At 63.5% G+C, this 19,051-nt stretch carries 17 protein-coding genes and 1 pseudogene; 9 read left to right on the forward strand and 9 right to left on the reverse strand.

Features of this window, described 5'->3' with window-relative positions; all coding sequences use genetic code 11:
* Positions 1-106: 106 nt before the first annotated feature.
* Entirely contained in the window at positions 107-589 is a 483-nt protein-coding gene (locus tag HS968_RS01535; RefSeq protein ID WP_182369856.1) for a UPF0158 family protein, read from the reverse strand.
* A 217-nt stretch (positions 590-806) separates the two neighbouring features.
* Positions 807-2,816 (reverse strand): DNA helicase Rep, encoded by a 2,010-nt coding sequence (gene rep, locus HS968_RS01540; RefSeq protein ID WP_119692353.1) that lies wholly within the window; start codon positions 2,814-2,816, stop codon positions 807-809.
* A gap of 274 nt (positions 2,817-3,090) precedes the next feature.
* Between rep and HS968_RS01545 the strand changes: the two genes are divergently transcribed.
* Entirely contained in the window at positions 3,091-4,764 is a 1,674-nt protein-coding gene (locus tag HS968_RS01545; protein WP_182369857.1) for a putative bifunctional diguanylate cyclase/phosphodiesterase, read from the forward strand.
* 30 nt (positions 4,765-4,794) lie between these two features.
* On the opposite strand, the gene HS968_RS01550 is transcribed toward HS968_RS01545, so the two are convergent.
* Positions 4,795-6,180, reverse strand: coding sequence for a NorM family multidrug efflux MATE transporter (locus HS968_RS01550; protein WP_182369858.1), 1,386 nt, complete (start codon positions 6,178-6,180; stop codon positions 4,795-4,797).
* Positions 6,181-6,319: 139 nt separating this feature from the next.
* Between HS968_RS01550 and HS968_RS01555 the strand changes: the two genes are divergently transcribed.
* The 3 genes and pseudogenes from HS968_RS01555 to HS968_RS26580 all read left to right on the forward strand — a co-directional run bounded on the left by HS968_RS01555 (position 6,320) and on the right by HS968_RS26580 (position 9,394).
* On the forward strand, positions 6,320-7,240 hold the full coding sequence (locus HS968_RS01555; protein ID WP_182369860.1) for a LysR substrate-binding domain-containing protein: 921 nt from the start codon (positions 6,320-6,322) through the stop codon (positions 7,238-7,240).
* 231 nt (positions 7,241-7,471) lie between these two features.
* A pseudogene (locus HS968_RS26575) lies at positions 7,472-8,488 on the forward strand (Cache 3/Cache 2 fusion domain-containing protein); the annotation flags it as partial.
* 183 nt (positions 8,489-8,671) lie between these two features.
* Entirely contained in the window at positions 8,672-9,394 is a 723-nt protein-coding gene (locus HS968_RS26580; RefSeq protein WP_407681673.1) for a methyl-accepting chemotaxis protein, read from the forward strand.
* 1 nt (position 9,395) lies between these two features.
* Here the strand turns inward: HS968_RS26580 and HS968_RS01565 are convergent, their stop codons facing one another.
* Both HS968_RS01565 and HS968_RS01570 read right to left on the reverse strand, forming a co-directional pair.
* A complete protein-coding gene (locus tag HS968_RS01565; RefSeq protein ID WP_182369862.1) occupies positions 9,396-10,889 on the reverse strand; it encodes a YifB family Mg chelatase-like AAA ATPase in 1,494 nt (497 codons plus the stop codon).
* 107 nt (positions 10,890-10,996) lie between these two features.
* Complete coding sequence (locus tag HS968_RS01570) at positions 10,997-11,254, reverse strand: accessory factor UbiK family protein (RefSeq protein WP_021487638.1); 258 nt, start codon at positions 11,252-11,254, stop codon at positions 10,997-10,999.
* Positions 11,255-11,662: 408 nt separating this feature from the next.
* On the opposite strand from HS968_RS01570, the gene glnK reads away from it, so the two are divergent.
* The 5 genes from glnK to sutA all read left to right on the forward strand — a co-directional run bounded on the left by glnK (position 11,663) and on the right by sutA (position 15,651).
* A complete protein-coding gene (gene glnK, locus HS968_RS01575; protein ID WP_003096476.1) occupies positions 11,663-12,001 on the forward strand; it encodes a P-II family nitrogen regulator in 339 nt (112 codons plus the stop codon).
* A gap of 44 nt (positions 12,002-12,045) precedes the next feature.
* Complete coding sequence (locus HS968_RS01580; protein ID WP_119692347.1) at positions 12,046-13,362, forward strand: ammonium transporter; 1,317 nt, start codon at positions 12,046-12,048, stop codon at positions 13,360-13,362.
* 111 nt (positions 13,363-13,473) lie between these two features.
* Positions 13,474-14,730, forward strand: a complete 1,257-nt coding sequence (locus tag HS968_RS01585; RefSeq protein WP_119692346.1) for an ammonium transporter — start codon at positions 13,474-13,476, stop codon at positions 14,728-14,730.
* A 97-nt stretch (positions 14,731-14,827) separates the two neighbouring features.
* Positions 14,828-15,253: a secondary thiamine-phosphate synthase enzyme YjbQ gene (locus HS968_RS01590; protein ID WP_119692345.1), complete on the forward strand. Its 426-nt coding sequence runs from the start codon at positions 14,828-14,830 to the stop codon at positions 15,251-15,253.
* Between the two features lie 77 nt (positions 15,254-15,330).
* Positions 15,331-15,651, forward strand: coding sequence for a transcriptional regulator SutA (sutA, locus tag HS968_RS01595; protein ID WP_119692344.1), 321 nt, complete (start codon positions 15,331-15,333; stop codon positions 15,649-15,651).
* A 142-nt stretch (positions 15,652-15,793) separates the two neighbouring features.
* On the opposite strand, the gene HS968_RS01600 is transcribed toward sutA, so the two are convergent.
* The 4 genes from HS968_RS01600 to dapF form a co-directional block, all read right to left on the reverse strand.
* The gene (locus HS968_RS01600) at positions 15,794-16,495 is read right to left on the reverse strand and encodes an HAD family hydrolase (RefSeq protein ID WP_119692343.1); all 702 of its coding nucleotides are present in this window, start codon (positions 16,493-16,495) and stop codon (positions 15,794-15,796) included.
* Positions 16,492-17,439 (reverse strand): tyrosine recombinase XerC, encoded by a 948-nt coding sequence (xerC, locus tag HS968_RS01605; RefSeq protein WP_119692342.1) that lies wholly within the window; start codon positions 17,437-17,439, stop codon positions 16,492-16,494. Before xerC ends, HS968_RS01600 begins: the two co-directional genes overlap by 4 nt.
* Positions 17,440-17,518: 79 nt before the next feature.
* Entirely contained in the window at positions 17,519-18,217 is a 699-nt protein-coding gene (locus tag HS968_RS01610) for a DUF484 family protein (protein ID WP_119692341.1), read from the reverse strand.
* Entirely contained in the window at positions 18,214-19,044 is an 831-nt protein-coding gene (gene dapF, locus HS968_RS01615) for a diaminopimelate epimerase (RefSeq protein WP_179623468.1), read from the reverse strand. Before dapF ends, HS968_RS01610 begins: the two co-directional genes overlap by 4 nt.
* Positions 19,045-19,051 lie beyond the last annotated feature (7 nt).

The following is a 19,051-nucleotide window of genomic DNA, read 5'->3' on the forward strand; positions in this document are numbered from 1 at the left end:
GGGTTCCGCCAGTCGAACCCGGCTCGTTCCCCGTGTTCTTCCAGTGCAGCACCCTCGCTGCCTGGAAGGCTGTCCCCGCCGCGCGACGCTCGCCGTCGGCCTTCCTTCAGGCGCTCTTGTTGAGCCTGCGCAGGATATCCCTGGGAATGCCTCGGGTATCCAGTGGCATCCTGTCCGGCGCGGGTTCCAGGCCGAGTTCGTAGAGCCAGTTGAGTGCGTACTCGCGCAGTTGCTTGAGTTCGTAGGCTTGCCACTGTTCGCGGATCGCCGGAAAAGCCTCGATCTCGTAGTCGAACGAGCGCAGCGGCTTGCGACTGGTCAGCGCGGCGCTGAGCAGTGGGTGGGCGTGCAGGTCATCGAGGGTGAACAGGAAGGACTCGCGCATGGCCACGCGCTGCGGCACGTCGAGGTTGGGTATCTGGGTGTAGCGATCCGGGTCGAGTTCCACCTGCTGGCGCTCGTCGCTGTACTGATCGTCCGGCGACAGGGTTAGAACGCTACCGCTTTCCAGATCCAGCCAGTTCTCCTGCTGTTCACGGCCATTGATCAGTTGAGTCAGGGCGTCGAGGTCGAGCGTGAAAGTGCGCATGGTTTCAGTCCCTGTTTCTGAACGATGTTTTCTTCTGACTGGCAAATATGGCGAGGGTGCCAGTGGCATTGACGTAGTGGGCTGAAGCGAATCGCCGCCCGGCCCACCCTACGCTGTGTATGGGTGGAGTAGGGTGGGCTTCAGCCCACCAGACAGCAGTACCCGGCTTCAGTGGAGTAGGGTGGGCTTTAGCCCACCAGACAGCAATTCCCAGGCTTCAGCGCTTGAGCATCGCCCGCATATTGGCCAGGGCGTCGTTGCCGCGTGCAGCCTTGACCTCCACGGGCGCCTCTTCCAGTCCTTCCCACACCAGGTCTTCCGGCGGCAGTTCATCGAGGAAGCGGCTCGGCGAGCAGTCGATCACCTCGCCATATTGCTTGCGCTTGGCGGCGAAGGTCAGCGCCAGGTTGCGCTTGGCGCGGGTGATGCCGACGTAGGCCAGGCGGCGTTCTTCCTCGATGGTGTCGGCTTCGATGCTGGAGCGGTGGGGAAGAATCTCCTCCTCGAAACCGATGATGTACACCGAGGGAAACTCCAGGCCCTTGGAGGCGTGCATGGTCATCATCTGCACGCCTTCGGCGCCTTCTTCCTCTTCCTGCTGGCGTTCGAGCATGTCACGCAGCACCAGTTTGCCGATGGCGTCCTCGATGGTCATGTCGCCGTCTTCGTCGCGCTCCAGGGTGCTTTTCAGGGCGTCGACAAGGAACCAGACGTTGCCCATGCGCGCATCGGCCACCTTGTCGCTGGAGGCGTTCTGCCGTAGCCAGTTCTCGTAGTCGATGTCCATGACCATGCTGCGGATGGCGGCAATCGGGTCGTTCTGCGCGCATTCCTGGCGCACGCGATCCATCCATCTGGTGAAGCGTTGCAGGCGCTCGGTGAAGCGCGCGTCGAGGTGTTCGCCGAGGCCGATCTCGCCAGCGGCGGCGTACATGCTGATCTTGCGCTCGTTGGCGTAGTTGCCGAGTTTTTCCAGGGTGGTCGAGCCGATTTCGCGACGCGGCACGTTGATCACGCGCAGGAAGGCGTTGTCGTCGTCCGGGTTGACCAACAGGCGGAAGTAACTCATCAGATCCTTCACCTCCTGGCGGGCGAAGAAACTGGTACCACCAGACAGGCGATAGGGAATCTGGTGGTGCTGCAGTTTCAGCTCCATCAGCTTGGCCTGGTAGTTGCCACGGTAGAGGATGGCGAACTCGCTGTACGGGCGCTGGGTACGCAGGTGTTCGGTGAGGATTTCCAGGGCCACGCGCTCGCACTCGGCGTCTTCGTTGCGGGTACGGATCACGCGAATCTCGTCGCCCATGCCCATGTCGCTCCACAGCTGCTTTTCGAACACGTGGGGGTTGTTGGCGATCAGCACGTTGGCGCACTTGAGGATGCGGCTGGTGGAGCGGTAGTTCTGCTCGAGCATCACCACCTTGAGCGACGGGTAGTCTTCCTTGAGCAGGTTGAGGTTTTCCGGCCGCGCGCCGCGCCAGGCGTAGATCGACTGGTCGTCGTCGCCGACCACGGTGAACTGGTTGCGCATGCCCACCAGCATCTTCACCAGCAGGTACTGGCTGGCGTTGGTGTCCTGGTATTCGTCGACGAGCAGGTAGCGGATACGGTTCTGCCACTTTTCCAGAATGTCGGCGTGTTCCTGGAACAGCTTCACCGGCAGCAGGATCAGGTCGTTGAAGTCCACCGCGTTGTACGCCTTGAGCGTGCGCTGGTAGTGCAGGTAGACGATGGCGGCGGTCTGCTCCTTGGGGTTGCGCGCACCCGCCAGGGCCTCGTCCGGCAGAATCAGGTCGTTCTTCCAGCTGTCGATGTAGTTCTTGATCTCGTCGGCACCGTCATCGCCGGAATACTCCTTCTGCATGATATCGGTGAGCAGAGCCTTGATATCGCCGTCATCGAAGATCGAGAAGCCGGGCTTGTAGCCCAGGCGCGCGTATTCCTTGCGGATGATGTTCATGCCCAGGTTGTGGAAGGTCGACACCGTCAGGCCGCGGGCTTCGGCGCCCTTGAGCAGGGTGCCAACGCGCTCCTTCATCTCGCGCGCTGCCTTGTTGGTGAAGGTCATGGCGACGATGTGCTGGGCGCGGATGCCGCAGTTCTGCACCAGGTGGGCGATCTTGCGGGTGATCACGCTGGTCTTGCCGGAGCCTGCACCGGCGAGCACCAAAAGAGGGCCGCCGACGTAGTTCACGGCTTCCTGTTGCCGGGGGTTCAGTCGGGACATGGGATCATCATTCGCAGGAAAAAGGCCGCGCATTTTAGCAGGCCTGGCAACTTCTGCCGCGACCGTCTGGAACTGTGGGCTGGCGCACGGAATTGAATGTTGGCGCGCTGGGTTATGTGGATCTATGCAGTACTCTGGTTTCACTTGCCGGTTTTTTGGCAATACCTCAGGATGTGCATCTATTTTCACTCGGATGTGATTGATTAGACGTCGATTACGACGCGTTCAGGCGACGCGATTCGCCATTCTTCTTGTGGTCATTGGGGGAGGTTGCTTGTCCACGCTCGTCGAACCCATGCGTTTGATCCTGCTGGCGGATTCGCCCGACTGGGCCGAATTGTTGCGCGAGCAACTGGGCGCACTGGGCAGCCCCTCCCCGCTGATCACCGCGCCCTCCTGGGAAGCGGCCAGCAACCTGTTCGATGACCACGCCAGTGGCCTGCTGCTGGCGACACCGGATCGCCTTCCTCAACCCAATCAATGTCCGTTGCCGATGGTGCTGCTGCTCGATGAAGAGCCCAGCGAAGAGCCGGCAGGCGTCAGTGACTGGCTGGTACGCAGCAACCTCAGCCTCGATATGCTGCGCCGCTGCCTGCGCTATGCGCGTGAGCAGGGCAACCTCAAGCAAACGCTGCAGCGTCTGGCCGAGCAGGATCCATTGACCGGCATCGCCAACCGCCAGGGTTTCCAGACCTTGCTTGCCGCGCGCCTGGGTGAGTGCAACGGTCGCGGCCTGGTGCTCGGCCATCTCGATCTGGACAACTTCCGTCATGCCAACGACGCGCTCGGCTATCAGGGTGGCGACCGCCTGATCATGCAGGTGGTGTCGCGGCTCAAGGGGCTTTTGCAGCCCTGCGATCAGCTGGCTCGCCTGGGCAGCGACGAATTCGCCCTGCTCCTCGATGTGCGCCGTGACCCGCAACGCGTCGAGCGCCTGGCCGAGCGCATTACCGAGGTGCTGGCCGAACCCTACTGGGTGGACGGCGAAAGCCTGTTGGTCGGTTGCAGTCTCGGCCTGGCCCATGCGCGCTCCGGCGAGGGTGCCGATCCATTGCTGTGGCATGCGCATATCGCCATGCAGCAGGCCAAGAATCAGCAGGGCTGCGTCTTTCACGTCTATGACGAACGCCTGAACCGCAGTGAGCGCAGCCAGGCCGATCTAGAGAGCGAACTGCGTCGCGCACTGCGCCGCGACGAACTGGAGCTGCACTACCAGCCACGGCTGTGCTTGAAGACCGGGCGCATCGTCGGCCTGGAGGCGTTGGTGCGTTGGCAACACCGCGAGCGTGGCCTGCTGTCGCCCAGCGAGTTCGTGCCGCTGGCCGAGGAAACCGGGTTGATCGTGCCGCTTGGTTACTGGGTCATTTCCCGTGCCCTGCGCGACATGCAGTGGCTGCGTGGGCGCGGTCTGCCGGCCCTGCATATGGCGGTCAACCTGTCGTTCCGCCAGTTTCAGGACAGCCAGCTGCTGGCCACGCTCAGCCGTCTGATCGAAGAGCGCGGGGTGGATGCGCAGTGGCTGGAGTTCGAGTTGACCGAAACCGCGGTGATGCGCCGCAGCGACCAGGTGCAGCAGACCATGCTGGCACTGGGGCGGCTGGGCGTGCGCTTCTCGCTGGACGACTTCGGCACCGGTTTCTCTTCGTTCGTCCACCTCAACAGCCTGCCGATCACCCTGCTGAAGATCGACCGCAGCTTCGTCGGTGGCATGGGCGAACGCGCCGAGAATCGCCAACTGGTGCGGGCGATGATCAACCTGGCGCACAACCTCAATCTCGAGGTGGTGGCCGAAGGTGTGGAGAACATCGAGCAGCTCGACATGCTGCGCCAGTTCGGCTGCGACCAGGTGCAAGGCTACCTGATCAGCAAGGCGGTACCGCTGGCCGAGCTGGCGCGCTTTCTGGTATTCGGCATGCGCCAGCCTTTGCTGACCGGAGGCCCGGCGTAGGGCGCGCTGTGCGCACTGGCCGAATGGCCGTTACGACAGACAGGCCGCGCCCGCCACCCCGTTCGGCCGTTGCAGGCGTGCGGTCTTCCACTGGAAACCCAATACCAGGCCGGTAGCCGTGACCGCTAGTCCCGCCGCCAGCCCCCACCAGACGCCATGCGCGCCCCAACCGAGCGGGAAGGCGAACAGCCAGGCCAGCGGCGCACCAACGCACCAGTAACCCGCCAGACCGATCATCAGGGTGGTGCGGCCGTCGTTGAGCCCCCGAATCGCGCCCATGGCGATGCTCTGCAGGCCATCGAACAGCTCGAACCAGGCGGCGATCGCCAGCAGGCTCACCGCCAGGGTGACGATGTCGGCGAAGGCCGGGTCGTGACGGTCGAGGAACAGGCCAATGATCCACTCCGGTGCCAGCCAGAACAGCAGGGCGAACAACAGCATCAGCGATGCGCCCAGAACCATGCCCAGGTTTCCGGCCAGGCGCGACAGGTGCAGGCGTTCGGCGCCGTAATGTAGACCGACGCGGAAGGTCACCGCGTAGGACAGCCCCTGCGGCACGATGAACGCCAGCGCTACCGTTTGTATGGCGATCTGATGCGCTGCCAGTTGCACGCTGCCGAGGGCGCCCATGCACAGGGTGGCGAAGGTGAACAGGCCCTGCTCGGCAGCGTAGGTGCCGCCGATGGGCAGACCAAGGCGCAGCAGCGCCCGCATTTCCGCGCGCTGCGGGCGACCCAGACCACCGCGCAGTTGGTAGCGCTGGTAGGTCGGTGAAACCAGGATATACAGCGCCAAGGCCAGGGCCATCGCGCTGCTGACCAGCGCAGTGGTCATGCCGATGCCGCTCAGACCCAGGCTGGACAGGCCAAACCAGCCCTTGATCAAGGCGTAGTTGATGATGAAGTTGGCCGCGGTGCCGACGATGCTGATGGCCATCACCGGGCCCGGGTGGCCGATGGCGCTGGTGAAGCCGCGCAAGGCCATGAAGCACAGATAACCAGGCAGGGCCAGCGACAGCGGGCGGAGAAATTCCATGGCCTGGCTGGCGGCCGCCGGATCCTGGCCAAGGTGTGGCAGCAGCGGGCCCAGGCCATTGAGGCACAGCGCACTGACGATCCCCAGCGATATGGCCAGCCATAAGCCGTTGCGGAGCAACCGCGTGACGCCGCCAGTGTCACCGGCGCCATGGCGGATGGCGACCAGGCTGCCCACCGCAGCAATCACTCCGGTGCAGAAGATCGAGAAGATGAAATAGCAGGTGGCGCCCAGTGCGCCGCCAGCCAACTGCTGAGGGCCGAGCATGGCCATCATCAGCGTGTCGGTGAAAATCATCAGCGCGTGGGCCAGCTGGGCGGAGATCAGCGGGCCGGCCAGGCGCAGCAATGCGCCCAGTTCGTGACCAATGGAATTCTTCATGATGAGTAAAACTTCGGCAGGGTAAGCATCCCCAGGCTGTCGGGGGATGAGCAATGACGGCTATTCTCTGGTTTGTACGGATTACCCACAAAAGGAAAATAGCCATGCCTGGCATGATTAAAACTCATGGTTTGATGCCGTGACCCGACGACTGCCTCCGCTGTACGCCCTGCGTGCCTTCGAGGCTGCGGCACGGCATGCCTCGTTCACCCGTGCCGCGGAAGAACTGGCCATCACCCAGAGCGCAGTGAGCCGGCATATCCGCACGCTGGAGGAGTATTTCGCCTGTCGCCTGTTCGAGCGTCGTGGTCGCAGCCTGCAACTGACCGACCCCGCCCGTGCCTTGCTGCCAGGGTTGAGCGACGGCTTCGATGCGCTGGAACGCGCCAGCGCCGCTCTGCGTGCAGACGACGAGGTGTTGCGTCTGAAGGCGCCGTCGACCCTGACCATGCGTTGGCTGCTGGCGCGCCTGTCGCACTTTCGTCTGGCCAACCCGGACAGCGAGGTGCAGCTCACCAGTGCCTGGATGGATGTGGACAAGGTCGACTTTCGCCACGAGCCCTTCGACTGTGCGGTGCTGCTCTCCGATGGCCAGTTTCCGGAGGAATGGGAAAGCGTGCTGCTGTTCGAGGAGTGGCTGATCCCGGTGTGCGCGGCGGCCGATAGTGAGGCGGGGCCCTGGTCGTTGGCGCGCCTGCAGGCGGCGGAGCAGTTGCACCCGACTCCGGATCGTCGTGACTGGCGGCGCTGGCTGCAGGCCACGGGCCTGGGGGAGCAGGTGCCGCTGAAGACCGGCCAACTGTTCGACATGCTCGAACTGGGCATCGTCGCCGCCGCGCGCGGTTACGGCGTGTCCATCGGTGATCTGCTGATGGTGGCCGAAGACGTGGGTGCCGGTCGGCTCGGCTTGCCCTGGCCGACAGCGGTGTTCAGTGGTGACAGCTACTACCTGGTCTGGCCGCGTGGCCACCGTGCGCAGGCGCGTCTGCAGCGGCTGCGCGAGTATCTGCTGGCGGAAGTGGCGTCGATGCAACTGCCGAATGTACAGCGCGTGGTTTGAACGGTAATGCGGATGGGTTTTGATAATTATTGATGGCCGTTCGGCAAACGCTGATTGACCAACCATACTGCTCAGGTATCCTGCCGCGCCCTGGCCCCGGTCGTATGACGACTCTGGCCAGTTCATCCCCCTGTTCCGTTCGGCCTGCCATCATGAGGCAGGCCTTGAGAGGCCTGAATGACCCCTCCCCGTTCCCGTATCGCTCTGCAGCTGGCTGTTGCTCTGGCGCTGATGCTGGTTCTGCTGATCAGCATCAGCACCCTGTTCGCCCTGCGCTCGCTGAACAATGCCAACCTGGTGACCCGGGCCGAGCACCTGGGCAGTGAAGCGCGCCTGTTGGCCGATCAGCTGGACACCTTCCATGGCAGCCTGCGCGACAGCACGCAGCGCCTGGCCGGGCTGTTCGAGCAGCGCTTCAGTGGTGGCTTGCAGGTGCGCAACGACGAGCGCGTCACTGTCGGCAGCCTGCAGACTCCGGCGCTCTATCTGGGCGCGACGCGGCTCAACAACGAGTTCAGCGAGGTCGACGATTTCACCCGCATGACCGCCGGTGTTGCCACGGTCTTCGTGCGTGACGGCGAAGAGTTCGTGCGCATCACCACCTCGCTGACCAAGCAGGACGGCACCCGTGCGCTCGGCACCGTGCTCGATCATCAACACCCGGCTTACCAGCGTCTGCTGGCTGGGCAGAATTATGTGGGCCGCGCGCTGTTGTTCGAGCGCTTCTACATGACCCAGTACACCCCGGTGCGCGATAGCGGCGGACGGGTGATCGCGGTGCTGTTCGTTGGCTTCGACTACACCGACGCGCAGAACCTGCAGATGCGTAACCTCAGCGATTTCCGCATCGGCAGCACGGGCTCGCTGGCGCTGCTCGACGAGCAGGGCAAGTGGCTGGTGGCGCCCGCCGGTGCGGTGGCGATGACCACCTTGCCCGCGTCGCTTGCCGAACTGATCGGCAACAGCGGCAAAGGCGGTTTCTGGACGGACGGCCGTGAGGAGTTCTACAGCGTTGCCATGCCCTTTGCCGGCGGCCCCTGGACGGTGCTGGCGAGCATGCCGCGCGAGGAAATCCAGGCCGTCACCTGGCATGTCGGCACCCAGTTGGCCATTGGCAGTGCACTGACCCTGCTGTTGGCGGTGATCGCTGTGGTCTGGCTGTTGCGGCGCAAACTGCGCCCGCTGGGTGACCTGGTGCAGCAGGCCCAGGCGCTCGGTGCCGGTGATCTCGGGGCGCGCATGGCGCAGTCTAGCGACGATGAAATCGGTGAGCTGGCGCGCAGCTTCAACCGTATGGGCGAAGCCCTGGCGAGTATGGTGGCGGGGATTCGCAGCGCTGCCCAGGATGTCAGCGCACGTTCGCAGGCGATGTCCACGCTGTCGCGCGATGCTTATCAGGGCATCGATCAGCAATCGGGCGAGATCAGCAGCATGGCTGGCGCAGTGGAAGAGTTCAGTGCCACCTCGCAGAACATCGCCGACAACATGCGCAGCACCGAGCGCCTGGCCAGTGACAACGCCCAGCAGACCCGTATCGGTCGCACCTCGATGGATCAGGCCTCCGAGGCGCTGGTGCAGATTGCCGAGGCGCTGGAGCAGACCTCCAAGGTGGTCAACGGCCTTGGCCAGCGCTCCCAGGAGATTGGCGGAATCGTCAGCGTGATTACCGCGATTGCCGACCAGACCAACCTGCTGGCGCTCAACGCCGCCATTGAGGCCGCGCGGGCCGGAGAGCAGGGACGTGGTTTTGCCGTGGTCGCCGATGAAGTGCGCAACCTCGCCGGGCGTACCCGTGAGGCGACCAACGAAATTTCCGCGATGATCGGCAGCATCCAGAGCGAAACCAGCAGTGCCATCGCCACCATGGAGCAGGGCCGGCAGTTGATGCAGGACGGCCTGGAGCGCAACGCCAAGGTGGCCGCGGCATTGGCGCAGATCAGCGAGCAGAGCGAGGCCGCGGGCGAGCAGTTCGCCGCCATCACCACAGCCACCAGCGAGCAGAGCAGTACAGCGACCGTGCTCAGTTCCAACCTGCAAAGCATCGCTCAGGCCAATGGTGAACAGCGTGAGGTGGTGGCCAATCTGGCCGAAACCGCGCGTGAGCTGGATCGCCTTGCCGCGCAGTTGCGTCAGGAGGTCGAGCGCTTCCGCTGAGTCACCCGGCGGCGGGGCGGTACTGCAACGCTTCGGCCAGGTGTGCACGGGCGATGTGTTTTTCCTCCGCCAGGTCGGCCAGGGTGCGCGCGACCTTGAGCACGCGATGCGCGGCGCGCAGGGAAAGGCCCAGGCGTTCGCAGGCGCTTTCCAGCCACTGACGATCCGTATCGCTCAGCGCGCAGTGCTGGCGTAGCCCCGGCAAGTCGAGAAAGGCGTTGGCCACGCCCTGGCGTTGCAGTTGCCGTTCACGCGCCCGCGCCACTTTGGCCGCCGCCTGTGCAGTGTTTTCACCATCCTGCGGCGGAGCATTCAAGGCCGTCGTCTCGCGAGCGACCGTCAGGTGCAGGTCGATGCGATCCAGCAGTGGCCCGGATAGCTTGGCGCGGTAGCGCTGGATCTGCTCTGGCGTGCAGCGACAGCGATTGCTCGGGTCGCCGAGGTAACCGCACGGGCAGGGGTTCATGGCGGCGACGAGCTGAAAGCGCGCCGGGAAGCGCACCTTGTCCCGCGCCCGGGCGATGACGATGTGGCCGCTTTCCAGCGGTTCGCGCAGCACCTCGAGCACTTTTCTATCGAATTCCGGCAGTTCATCGAGAAACAAAATGCCCTTGTGGGCCAACGTGATTTCGCCAGGCTGTGGGCGACTGCCGCCACCGACCAATGCTGGCCCGGAAGCACTATGGTGGGGAGTGCGAAAAGGCCGCTGCGGCCAGTGTTGCAGCGGCGTATGGCTGGCCACCGAGTGAATCGCGGCGACCTGCAGTGCCTCGTCTTCGTCCAGCGCTGGCAGTAGGCCGGGCAGGCGGCTGGCCAGCAGCGTCTTGCCGGTACCGGGCGGGCCGCTGAGCAGTAGGTTGTGCGAGCCCGCGGCGGCCACCAGCAGCGCACGTTTGGCAGCCAGTTGCCCCTGTACTTCGGCCAGATCCGGGTAGGGCAGGCTTTGCCGGAGCAGACCTTGTGCCGCATAGGGTTCAAGTGGGGCGCTGCCGTTGAGGTGTGCGGCGATCTGCAGCAGATGCTCGATGGCAATCACCTTCAACCCCGAGGCCAGGCTGGCCTCTTCGGCATTGGCCTGCGGCACCAACAGGGTGCGCCCGGCTTCGCGTGCTGCCAGGGCGGCTGGCAATACCCCCTGCACCGGACGCACTGCGCCGGACAGCGCCAGTTCGCCGAGGCACTCGTATTCGTCCAGTGACTGGGCGGGCACCTGGCCGCTGGCGGCGAGGATGCCCAAGGCGATGGCGAGGTCGAAGCGACCGCCGTCTTTCGGCAGATCAGCCGGCGCCAGATTCAATGTGATGCGTTTGCTGGGAAACTCGAAAGCGGCATTGAGGATGGCGCTGCGCACGCGATCCTTGCTTTCCTTGACCGCCGTTTCCGGCAGGCCGACCAGCGTCAGGGATGGCAGGCCGTTGGCCAGGTGCGCTTCGACGGTAACGGCCGGTGCTTCGACGCCGACCTGGGCGCGGCTATGGACGATTGCCAGGGACATGATCACTCCTTGATCAAGTAGGGTGCAGTGCCTGTAGGAGCGGCTGGGCGGCATTCCGCTTCAGCCGCGAAGCCTGTTCGCGGCTGAAGCCGCTCCTACAACAAACCTTAGTCTGCTGCGGTGAGCTTGGCTTCCAGTTCGGCGACCTTGGCCTCCAGCGCCTCGAGGCGGGCGCGGGTGCGGGCCAGAACCACCATCTGGCTATCGAACTCATCCCGGCTGACCAGATCGAGTTTGCTGAAACCACTCTGCAGCAGGGCCTTGAACTGGGCTTCCAGTTCGGCGCGAGGAAGTGGGCTGTCGCCACTGAACAGGCGCGAGGCGTGGCTACTGAGGGTGTCGAGCAGAGCTTTGGGCGGGAGCATGGGTAGGTTCCAGATACAGACGGCGGGCAGTGTAGCACGCAGGCGAAAACCGAGGCCTGGCACTGCGGTGCACGGTTTTTGAGCGTGCGCGGATGGCTCGATGCACCAACTCTGTGCGTAGTTTCTATTATGAATGCTCGGTCACATCCTCGGCACCAGCGCAAAGTCCTGAAACATCAGGCTTTTGATGTAGCTGGCAAGCTTTCTGCTTAGCCCCTGGTGACGCATGCACCGATGCAGTACCGGTGCGTCAGGCGAAGCGTGGGGAGTGTTTCGCCAGGAGCGGTTGATGGATGTCGACCACGCCAGCTAGGGCGGTCGGTGCATTACAAAAGCCGGACACTGCGCTTAGACTTGTCGAGGGCTGAGAATTCCTGGGGCAAGTCAACCTAATACGGGAGAGAGTTCATGAAGCTAGTCACTGCCATCATCAAGCCGTTCAAGCTGGACGACGTCCGCGAGTCGCTGTCGGAAATCGGCGTGCAAGGCATCACCGTTACCGAAGTCAAAGGCTTCGGTCGCCAGAAAGGTCACACCGAGCTGTATCGCGGTGCTGAATACGTTGTCGACTTCCTGCCCAAGGTGAAGATCGACGTGGCCATCGCTGACGACCAACTGGATCGCGTCATCGAGGCCATCACCAAGGCTGCCAACACCGGCAAGATCGGTGACGGCAAGATTTTCGTGGTCAACCTGGAGCAGGCGATTCGCATCCGTACCGGCGAAACCGATACCGACGCGATCTAAGCCCAACGCCGCCCCACCCCCAGAATCGTCCCAGGAGTTAAATCATGACTCTGCGAAAAATCGCAGGGCTTGGAGCCCTTTTGTCTCTGCTTTCCCCCGGCCTAGCCATGGCTGAGGAAGCGACGCTGAATTCCGGTGACACAGCTTGGATGCTGACCGCCACCGCGCTGGTTCTGTTCATGACCATTCCGGGCCTGGCCCTGTTCTACGCTGGCATGGTGCGTTCCAAGAACGTCCTGTCGGTGATGATGCAGTGCTTCGCCATTACCGCTCTGATGAGCATCCTGTGGTTCGCCTACGGCTACAGCCTGGCCTTCGACACCACCGGAATGGAAGCTGGCGTCACCAACTTCAGTTCCTTCGTGGGCGGCCTGGGCAACATGTTCCTGGGTAATCTGACCAAGGAATCGTTGACGGCGGCGTTCCCGGAAAGCGTGTTCGTCACCTTCCAGATGACTTTCGCCATCATCACTCCGGCCCTGATCGTCGGCGCCTTCGCTGAGCGCATGAAGTTCTCCGCGATGCTGGTGTTCATGGCCGTCTGGTTCACCCTGGTCTATGCACCGATCGCCCACATGGTTTGGGGCGGCGATGGTGCTCTGATGTGGGACTGGGGCGTACTCGACTTCGCCGGTGGCACCGTGGTGCACATCAATGCCGGTATCGCCGGCCTGGTGGCCTGCATCATGCTCGGCAAGCGCAAGGGTTACCCGAGCGTGGCCATGGCGCCGCACAACCTCGGCTACACCCTGATCGGTGCTGCGATGCTGTGGGTCGGCTGGTTCGGCTTCAACGCCGGCTCCGCTGCAGCCGCTGACGGCACCGCTGGCATGGCCATGCTGGTTACCCAGATCGCCACCGCCGCCGCCGCTCTGGGCTGGATGTTCGCCGAGTGGATCAGTCACGGCAAACCGAGCGCCCTGGGTATCGCCTCCGGCGTGGTTGCCGGTCTGGTAGCCATCACTCCGGCTGCCGGCACCGTCGGCCCGGTAGGTGCGCTGGTCATCGGTCTGGCCTCTGGCGTGATCTGCTTCGTCTGCGCCACCAGCCTGAAACGCAAGCTGGGCTACGACGACTCCCTGGACGTCTTCGGCGTGCATGGCGTGGGTGGCATCGTCGGTGCCCTGCTGACCGGCATCTTCGCCGCGCCGGCCCTGGGTGGCTTCGGTGAGGTTGAGAACATCGGCCTGCAACTGTGGGTTCAGTTCAAGGGCGTGGCCTTCACCGTGATCTACACCACCATCGTCACCTTCGTGATCCTCAAGGTCATCGACGTGGTCATGGGGCTGCGTGTCACCGAAGAAGAAGAGTCGGTCGGCCTCGACCTGGCTCAGCACAACGAGCGTGGCTACATCCTGTAAGTACGTGGGCCTGTCGCTGGCAGGCCTGAAGCACACGGAGTGCGCCCGGAGCCAACCCGGGCGCCTCGACCGAATAGCGCATCAATAAAGCGCTCCGGCAAGAGGTGAAAAATGGATAACACAGCATTGACTGCATTGCAGTACGGCTTCGATACCTTCTACTTTGTTATTTGCGGTGCCCTGGTGATGTGGATGGCGGCAGGTTTCGCCATGCTCGAAGCCGGACTTGTCCGCTCCAAGAACACCACCGAGATCCTGGTGAAGAACGTGGCGCTGTTCGCCACCGCCTGCATCATGTACCTGCTGGTCGGCTACTACATCATGTATTCCAGCCCCGAGGGCGGCATCCTGCCGAGCCTGGGCTTCCTGATTGGCGATGAGAACACCGTCGACGCCGTTCTGGCCGGTGGTGACGATGCGCCTTACTACGCCGCTCGTGCCGACTTCTTCTTCCAGATCGTGTTCGCCGCGACCTGCATGTCGATCGTCTCCGGTGCTGTCGCCGAGCGCATGAAACTGTGGCCCTTCATCGCCTTCGCAGTGGTGATGACTGCCTTCATCTACCCGGTACAGGGCTACTGGAAATGGGGCAGCGGCTTCCTCAACGAAGCGGGCTTCCTGGACTTCGCCGGTTCCACCGTCGTTCACCTGGCGGGTGCCTCCGCCGCGCTGGCTGGCGTGCTGCTGCTCGGCGCTCGTAAAGGCAAGTACGGCTCCAATGGTCAGGTCAATGCCATTCCCGGCGCCAACCTGCCGCTGGCTACCCTGGGTATGTTCATCCTGTGGATGGGCTGGTTCGGCTTCAACGGCGGTTCGCAGCTGAAGATGAGCACCATCGAAGACGCCAACGCCGTCGCCCAGGTGTTCGTCAACACCAACATGGCCGCTGCCGGTGGCCTGGTTGCTGCCCTGATCGTGGCCCGCCTGCTGTTCGGCAAGGCTGACCTGACCATGGCCATCAACGGTGCACTGGCTGGCCTGGTCGCCATCACTGCCGAGCCGCTGACCCCGACTGCCCTGCAAGCCACCCTGATCGGTGGTGTCGGTGGCGTGCTGGTGGTGTTCGCCATCCTCGGTTTCGACAAGATCAAGATCGACGACCCGGTCGGTGCCATCTCGGTACACGGCGTAGTCGGCATCTGGGGCACCCTGGCTGTATGCCTGACCAACCCTGATGCCAGCCTGGGCGCTCAACTGCTGGGTATCGTCTGCGTCTTCGCCTGGGTCTTCGCTGCCAGCCTGGTCGTCTGGGGCATCATCAAGGCCGTCGTTGGCCTGCGTGTCAGCGAAGAGGAAGAGTACGAGGGTGTGGATCTGGTCGAGTGCGGCATGGAAGCCTACCCGGAGTTCACCAGCAACAAGAAATAAGCGCTGCTGGTAAATGTAAAGGGCGCCTTTTGGCGCCCTTTGCTTTTTCTGACAGCGCGTTAGAATGCGCGCGCTGAAGTCTGCAGGAGAGACGACGATGTGGTGGCAACGGACTCTGACCTTGCGTCCACGGAGTCGGGGATTTCATCTGGTAACCGAAGAAATCCTCGCCGCATTACCGGAACTGCAACAAGTGCGAGTGGGTCTTTTACACCTCTGGCTACAGCACACCTCGGCCTCGCTGACGGTCAACGAGAATGCCGACCCGGCAGTGCGACGCGATTTCGAGCGATTCTTCAATCGCTTGGTGCCGCAAGGCGATGCGGGGTACGAGCACGATTACGAAGGGCCGGACGATCTGCCGGCACATTTCAAAGGCAGTCTGCTGGGGTTTCAGCTGCAACTGCCGATACAGGATGGACAGTTGGCCCTGGGTACCTGGCAGGGGATTTACCTTGGTGAGCACCGTGATCAAGGCGGCGCTCGGCGAGTGGTGGCGACCCTGCATGGCGAGGCTATTTGAATTTTTTCCGGTCGGGCAGTGAAGCCTGCGCGACTGGTCTATAACTAACCTGCTTTTCGCAAGTCATGAGGTTGAACATGAGCGACGAAGACCTGGAACAAGACGATCTGGAAGGGGCTGACGAGGACGACGGCGAGGAGCTGGCTGCTGCCGACGACGGTGACAGCGGCGACGATGGCGACGGCGAGGTCGTAGCTACTGGCAAGAAGAGCAAGGCAAAAGCCGTCGAAGTCGACGAGATGCCGAGCATCGAAGCCAAGCAGAAGGAGCGTGATGCGCTGGCCAAGGCGATGGAGGAATTCCTCTCCCGCGGCGGCAAGGTGCAGGAGGTCGAACCCAATGTGGTTGCCGACCCGCCCAAGAAGCCCGATAGCAAATACGGCAGCCGTCCTATCTGAGGACGGTACGTCACAAAAGACCCGCCCCTGTGGCGGGTTTTTTGTCGCCGCGATCAACACGTATTGCGTTACGGCGTAGGGTGCGCCGTGCGCACCGATCTTGTTCGTGTATCAGGCGGTGCGCGCAGCGCACCCTACGGGCTCAGCGCATCCAGCTGGAGAGCAGTGCCGGCAGCTCGGCCAGGCTACCGATCTGTGCGTCGGGCAGCGTATCGGCGTCCCAGGTTCGCCCTTGCGGGTTGAACCAGATCGCGCGCATCCCGGCTGCCTGGGCGCCGGCAATGTCGTCGCTGGGGTGATCGCCGATGTGCACGGCTCGCTCGGCAGCAATGCCGCCTGCGCGGCTGAGCGCTTCGCGAAAGGGTTTCGGGTCGGGTTTGCCGATCCCCAGTTCTTCAGCGCACAGCGCGAACCGGAAATACTCCGACAGGCCCAGACGGCGCACATCGGCATTGCCGTTGGTGATTACGCCGAGCATGAAGCGCTCGGCGAGCGCTTCCAGTGTCGGGTGCACCTCGGCGAACAGTTCGACTTGATGACGTGCGCTGAGGAAGACCTGAAAGCCGGCTTCGGCCAGTGCCAGTGCCTCGTCATGGGAATAACCCGCGCCCTCCAGGGCGTGGAAGAGGATGCGCCGGCGCAGTTCGCTGAGGCGATGCCTGAGCATCGGTTCTGCGTCCAGCAGGCCGCTGCGGATCTGCCACAGGTGCTCCACCGGCACGGCGCCGAGGCGAGGGGCGTGCAGGGCCAACCAGTTGCGCAGCGCAGCTTCGGCGTCCTGCATCACCGGGCTGACGTCCCACAGGGTGTCATCGAGGTCGAAGGTGATCAGTTCAATGCTCATTCGGAACCGCCTTTGCGCTTGGCGCGCGGATGGGCCTGGTCGTAGACGTTGGCCAGATGCTGGAAATCCAGGTGAGTGTAGATTTGCGTGGTGGCGATGTCGGCATGGCCGAGTAGCTCCTGCACCGCGCGCAGATCCTGCGAGGACTCCAGCATATGGCTGGCGAAGCTGTGCCGCAGCATGTGCGGGTGCAGGTGCTGGCCCAGTTCGCGTACGCCGGCCTGGCGCACCCGCAGCTGTACGGCGCGAGGGCCGAGGCGGCGTCCCTGCTGGCTGATGAACACCGCGCCGTCGCCAGGGTTGGCCAGCTTGCGTAGCGTCAGCCATTGCTCCAGCGCCTGACGCGCCATGCTGCCGACTGGCAGTTCGCGCACCTTGTTGCCTTTGCCGCGCACGCGTACCAGGCCGGCGTCCAGATCCAGCCCGTCGAGATCCAGCCCGACCAGTTCCGACAGGCGCAAACCGGACGAATAGAACAACTCGAGCATGGCCTGATCACGGCGGGCGATGAAGTCGTCTTCTACCGCGCCGTCGAGCAATTGTGCGCTGCGGTCGGCGTCCAGGGTGCGCGGCAGGCGCCGCTCGCGTTTCGGTGGGCTGAGGCCGGTCGCCGGGTCATGGCGGCACAGGCCTTCGCGCAGCAGATACTGATAGAGCCCGCGGGTGGCCGAGAGCAGGCGGGCCAGGCTACGGCTGGCCAGGCCCTGCTGATGCAGGCGAGCGACCAGTCGGCGCAGGTTGCGAGTGTCCAGCGCTGCCCAGTCTTTCAGACCTTCCGCCTCGCAGAAGGCCAGCACCTTGCCGAGATCACGTCGATAGCCGTCGAGTGTGTGCGGCGATACCTGGCGCTCGCGGCGCAGGTATTCGAGATAGGCTTCAAGGTTGGCTTCAAGTGTCACGTGCCGGGCTCCGGACGGGCCGATGGTGGATGAGCGTTGCGCCATCCACCCTACACGGTATGGCAGGCAGTTGGAAAACGGCCTGCGTTGCCATCATGGTGTTAAGAACGGCCTCGGACGGCTTCTAGCGTACCGAGCGCAGCGGCGTGGCGAAGCTCGGCAGAACACGCGCCAGCACTTCGGCGATGTAACCGAGGAACAGCGTGCCGAGTGAGCTCTTGTAATGCTGCGGATCGGCACTGCCGATGGCCAGTACGCCATGCAGACCCTGGTGACTGAGGCTGACGACGGCGGCAGAGCCGACCTTGCCGGCTTCTTCAGCGCCGAACAGGAATTCCAGCTCATGCGGGCGCAATACCCCGCAGATGGTCTTGCCGCCGCTGATCAGGCCGCCGATCTGCTGATGCGCCTCGGCCGAACTGACCGAACGGCCCACCGGCAACTTGTTGTCGCTGAACAGGATCAAGCCGACGAAGGGCACCTGAAACTCATGGCGCAGGCTGTCTTCCACGGCGCCGACCACTTCCTCCAGGCTGCCTGCATCGAGCAGGTCGAGCACCAGGCGGCGGGTTTTGTCGAACAGGCGGTCGTTGTCACGCGCCACGTCCATCAACTGGCCGAGGCGATGACGCATCTCGATGTTGCGTTCGCGCAGCAGTTTGACCTGACGCTCCACCAGCGACACGGTATCGCCGCGCTGGTGTGGAATGCGCAACTCGGGAATCAGCTCATCGTGATCGATGAAGAACTCCGGATGCAGGCGCAGATAGGCTGCGACCGTTTCCGAGTCGAGCGGCTTGGGAGAATCCTGCTGGTCGGTCATAGGCGAACCTGTCCTTCGTATACGCGTGCAGCGGGCCCGGTCATCATAACGGGCTGACCTTCGCCTGCCCACTCGATGGACAGTTTGCCGCCCGGCAACTCCAGTTGCACCGGCGAGTCCATCCAGCCCTGGCGAATCGCCGCGACGGCAGCCGCACAGGCGCCGGTGCCGCAGGCCTGGGTTTCGCCCGCGCCACGCTCCCACACACGCAGGCGGGCATGTTTGCGATCCTGCACTTGCAGAAAGCCGACGTTGACCCGTTGCGGGAAGCGCGGATGGTGTTCCAGCTTCGGCCCGAGCGTGTGTACCGGCGCGCTGTCGACGTTGTCGACGCGCAGCACGGCATGTGGGTTACCCATCGACAGCGCTGCCAGTTCGACGGTTTGTCCGTCGACCTCTACGCGATAGCTCAGTGCAGCCTGCTCGGCCTGGAATGGCACCTGCGCTGGTTCCAGGCGCGGTGCACCCATGTCGACGCAGACCTGGCCGTCGTTCTGCACGCGCAGCTCGATGATGCCGCTCTTGGTCTCGACGCGAATGACCTTCTTGGTGGTCAGGCGCTTGTCCAGCACGAAGCGGGCGAAGCAACGTGCGCCGTTGCCGCACTGCTCCACTTCGGAGCCGTCGGAGTTGAAGATGCGGTAGCGGAAGTCGACATCCGGGTGGCTCGGCGGCTCGACGATCAGCAACTGGTCGAAGCCAACGCCGGTGTGGCGATCGCCCCATTGCTTGGCGTGTTTAGGCTGCACGTGGGCATGCTGACTGATCAGGTCGAGAACCATGAAGTCATTGCCCAGGCCGTGCATCTTGGTAAAGCGCAATAGCATGACGTCG

The sequence above is a fragment of the Pseudomonas berkeleyensis genome, from assembly GCF_014109765.1.
GTDB lineage: Bacteria > Pseudomonadota > Gammaproteobacteria > Pseudomonadales > Pseudomonadaceae > Aquipseudomonas > Aquipseudomonas berkeleyensis.

Excerpts from the sequence above, each read along its gene's own strand:
- HS968_RS01585 (WP_119692346.1), top strand. The coding sequence starts at position 13,474 with ATGGATAACACAGCATTGACTGCATTGCAGTACGGCTTCGATACCTTC.
- HS968_RS01570 (WP_021487638.1), bottom strand. The coding sequence starts at position 11,254 with ATGCTCCCGCCCAAAGCTCTGCTCGACACCCTCAGTAGCCACGCCTCG.
- dapF (WP_179623468.1), bottom strand. The coding sequence starts at position 19,044 with ATGCTATTGCGCTTTACCAAGATGCACGGCCTGGGCAATGACTTCATG.
- HS968_RS01565 (WP_182369862.1), bottom strand. The coding sequence starts at position 10,889 with ATGTCCCTGGCAATCGTCCATAGCCGCGCCCAGGTCGGCGTCGAAGCA.
- HS968_RS01590 (WP_119692345.1), top strand. The coding sequence starts at position 14,828 with ATGTGGTGGCAACGGACTCTGACCTTGCGTCCACGGAGTCGGGGATTT.
- xerC (WP_119692342.1), bottom strand. The coding sequence starts at position 17,439 with ATGGCGCAACGCTCATCCACCATCGGCCCGTCCGGAGCCCGGCACGTG.
- HS968_RS26580 (WP_407681673.1), top strand. The coding sequence starts at position 8,672 with ATGGCTGGCGCAGTGGAAGAGTTCAGTGCCACCTCGCAGAACATCGCC.
- glnK (WP_003096476.1), top strand. The coding sequence starts at position 11,663 with ATGAAGCTAGTCACTGCCATCATCAAGCCGTTCAAGCTGGACGACGTC.
- HS968_RS01535 (WP_182369856.1), bottom strand. The coding sequence starts at position 589 with ATGCGCACTTTCACGCTCGACCTCGACGCCCTGACTCAACTGATCAAT.
- rep (WP_119692353.1), bottom strand. The coding sequence starts at position 2,816 with ATGTCCCGACTGAACCCCCGGCAACAGGAAGCCGTGAACTACGTCGGC.
- sutA (WP_119692344.1), top strand. The coding sequence starts at position 15,331 with ATGAGCGACGAAGACCTGGAACAAGACGATCTGGAAGGGGCTGACGAG.
- HS968_RS01550 (WP_182369858.1), bottom strand. The coding sequence starts at position 6,180 with ATGAAGAATTCCATTGGTCACGAACTGGGCGCATTGCTGCGCCTGGCC.
- HS968_RS01600 (WP_119692343.1), bottom strand. The coding sequence starts at position 16,495 with ATGAGCATTGAACTGATCACCTTCGACCTCGATGACACCCTGTGGGAC.
- HS968_RS01580 (WP_119692347.1), top strand. The coding sequence starts at position 12,046 with ATGACTCTGCGAAAAATCGCAGGGCTTGGAGCCCTTTTGTCTCTGCTT.
- HS968_RS01610 (WP_119692341.1), bottom strand. The coding sequence starts at position 18,217 with ATGACCGACCAGCAGGATTCTCCCAAGCCGCTCGACTCGGAAACGGTC.